Annotated in this window: 3 protein-coding genes; 1 reads left to right on the forward strand and 2 read right to left on the reverse strand. The window is 45.4% G+C overall.

Features of this window, described 5'->3' with window-relative positions:
• Positions 1–166: 166 nt before the first annotated feature.
• Positions 167–577, reverse strand: a complete 411-nt coding sequence (locus AC3A8L_RS20930; RefSeq protein WP_487964219.1) for a hypothetical protein — start codon at positions 575–577, stop codon at positions 167–169.
• A 164-nt stretch (positions 578–741) separates the two neighbouring features.
• On the opposite strand from AC3A8L_RS20930, the gene AC3A8L_RS20935 reads away from it, so the two are divergent.
• Positions 742–1,407, forward strand: coding sequence for a cupin domain-containing protein (locus tag AC3A8L_RS20935; protein ID WP_487964220.1), 666 nt, complete (start codon positions 742–744; stop codon positions 1,405–1,407).
• Between the two features lie 70 nt (positions 1,408–1,477).
• On the opposite strand, the gene AC3A8L_RS20940 is transcribed toward AC3A8L_RS20935, so the two are convergent.
• Positions 1,478–2,608 carry a response regulator gene (locus AC3A8L_RS20940; RefSeq protein ID WP_487964221.1) on the reverse strand — a complete coding sequence of 377 codons (1,131 nt, stop codon included), beginning with the start codon at positions 2,606–2,608 and terminating at the stop codon, positions 1,478–1,480.
• Positions 2,609–2,853: the final 245 nt, after the last annotated feature.

Below are 2,853 nucleotides of genomic sequence, written 5' to 3' on the forward strand. Positions count from 1 at the left end.
TTCTTATCGAGGCGCTTAAAGGGGCGCATGCCGGGGCCTATATGGATATAGGTCATTAGGGTAACGTATGGAGCAGTTACCGAGGCATGTAACGCTTTGAGCAACGAAGGTAAGGAGGTCGAGATCAAGCATTAGTCGATGAAATATTGTTTCCTCGTCCCTAATACTAGTGATAACGATGCTTTACGCTTTCGTGCTGGTGCTGGTGCTGGTCTTGACGTTGTTGCGTATGCCGATCGCGTTGTTGGTTGGCTCTGTCATAACGGCGATTCATGCGATCGCGCTCGCGGTTTAGCGCATCCCGTCGCTCGTTGGCAATGCGCGCAATGCGTTGGTGGTCGTGATGCTGGTGGCTTTGCCAGTGATCTATCTCGCGATTTTGAACGTCTAAATCACGCATCATGGCATCAAACTCGCGGTGCATTGTTTGGCGTTGCTGGTTAATGGATTCGCGCTGATATTGGCTGTGATCTTGATGCGAACGATTACCCTGCTGATGGGCGAAGCTAGGCGTGACCAGTGTAGCCAAGCCACCTACCACGAGTACGTTGAGTATCGCTTTTTTGAAATTTATCATAGTGCCTCTCCTGTTTTGCTGATTAGCATAAAAGGGGCAGGCTGAATGGCAGCTAAAAGCCAGTAATACATTCGTTTTTTATATTTTGATATCGGCATTTTGTGGCTGCGTGCGGATCGCTTATGGTGGGTGCATGGTAGGATTAATTTTTAAAAGGTAATCGTGTGAACTTGAATACAGATTTTATGCAACGTGTTGTTATTCGGCCTGGAGATACGCCGTGGGTAGCATCACCGCTGCCAGGTGTAGAGCGAAAAATGTTAGATCGGGTCGGTTTAGAAAAAGCGCGCGCCACCAGCATTGTGCGTTATGCGCCCGGTGCCAGCTTTTCTGAGCATACGCATGAAGGGGGTGAGGAATACTTGGTTTTAGAGGGAGAGTTTGCCGACGAAAAGGGTAGCTACCCCGTCGGGAGCTATGTGCGTAACCCGCCGGGTAGTCACCATGCGCCTTTCAGTAAAGGTGGCTGTACGATTATGGTAAAGCTGCAGCAGTTTAATGCAGAAGATACCAAGGCGTGCGTTATTGATACTCAGCAGGCGCAATGGCGGCAAGGGATGGTTCCCGGTTTAAAGGTATTGCCGTTACATGCGTACGATACCGAGCAAGTGGCGCTAGTGCGCTGGGCTCCCAGTACCTATTTTAATGCGCATACACATTGGGGTGGCGAGGAAATCTATGTTATTGAAGGAACCTTTAGTGATGAATTCGGTGATTATCCACAGGGTACTTGGTTGCGGAGTCCGCATTTATCGGTACACACGCCGTTTAGTAAAGACGGTTGTATGATTTATGTAAAAACCGGTCACTTAGGGACAAGGAAACAATAGTTTATCCACTAGTGCTTGATGTCGACCTTCTTACCTTCGTTGCTAAGGGGCGAGTCTATCAAGCCGTGCCCTAATTTTTTTCTATTAGCTGACTAATGCTGTTTGTTACTTCAGATAAATGGTTGTCTACATAGACTAAGCGATCACAGGATTGCTCAAGTCGATCAATAGAGTTATCAATTTTTCCGAGAAGGTTTTTTTCTTGGTCTTCGTTTAAATCAAGGGAAAAGCAAGCATCCCTTACATCCAGTTTTATCTCTTGTGTAATGCTGGATATTTCATCGGAGTGGTCGGACATTTCTTGATTAATCTGGGTGATTTTTTCATGACAGACTTTTATGGCAGAGTTTAATCCGCCTTTGCGCTCGTGTGCTAATTTCAGCTCGGTATCTAAACCTTTAATACGTGTCTCTACGGCATTAATGACAATGCCTAAAGTATCCTTTAGTTCGCCATAGCGCGTCGTGTCGTTTATAGGCATATTGATGGCCAGTAAAGACACCGATGAGTGGTTGACGATCATTTTCTCGCCCATCATCACAAAACGTTCTTTGTCCGAGCACATAACTAATACATGCTCTTCTGGGGAGTCGGCTGGACAGCCAATTATTTTAGGGCCTAAAAATGTTTTGAATAATAGGCTGCAGCTAATGTTAAAACCTTCAACGGTACTTATTACTAGATTACCTAAAGAGTCGTAATCGGTGCAGTCTCCGGATTCTTCTACAAACCCCAAAATGGCGCCCAGCTCACTGCCCATTTTCATGGCTGATAATGCAACTTTGGTGGACTCATCCGATTGGGCTTTGAGGTTTGAATGGATAGACTGTATTTCAATACACAGTAAAATTTTGGTAAATAACTCTTCAACTTGAAAGGGCTTAGATAAAAATTCACTGCAGCCGTGTTGATAACCCTCCATTCGGTCGTATATGTCATCTTCTTCGGTCAAGATGATAATAGAGCAGGGCGTACTGTTTAGTTTGGCTTTTAAGCGTGCGCACAGCGCGTAGCCATCCATGTCGGGTAATATACGCTCCATCAGAATAATATTCGGGTGCTTATATTCTATAAGCTCTAAAGCTTCGCTACCGCTGGTCGCCAGCAATACCTCCAATTCCTCCTCTAGCATAATCTCCATTATTTCGAGGTGAATGGGATCTGGGTCGATAATCAGTGCCAGTTTTTTTGTATCTGCCATTATGCGAGTACCGATGTATTGTTCTGTTTAAAGAAAAGTTGAAAAAATATAGCCAATAAACAACAGGTTTTGATTTTTAGATGGCGAGTTATTGAGAGTGTAGTTGCTCAAAGGGTGACATGCCTCGGTAACTGCTCCTCGATATTAGGGCCGAGGAAAAAATACTTTATCCAATAATACTTGCCCCCTGCTTCCTCAACTGCGTTGCTCAAAGCGTTACATGCCCCGGCATGCGCCCCTTCGAG

The sequence above is a fragment of the Marinagarivorans sp. genome (assembly GCF_982758155.1).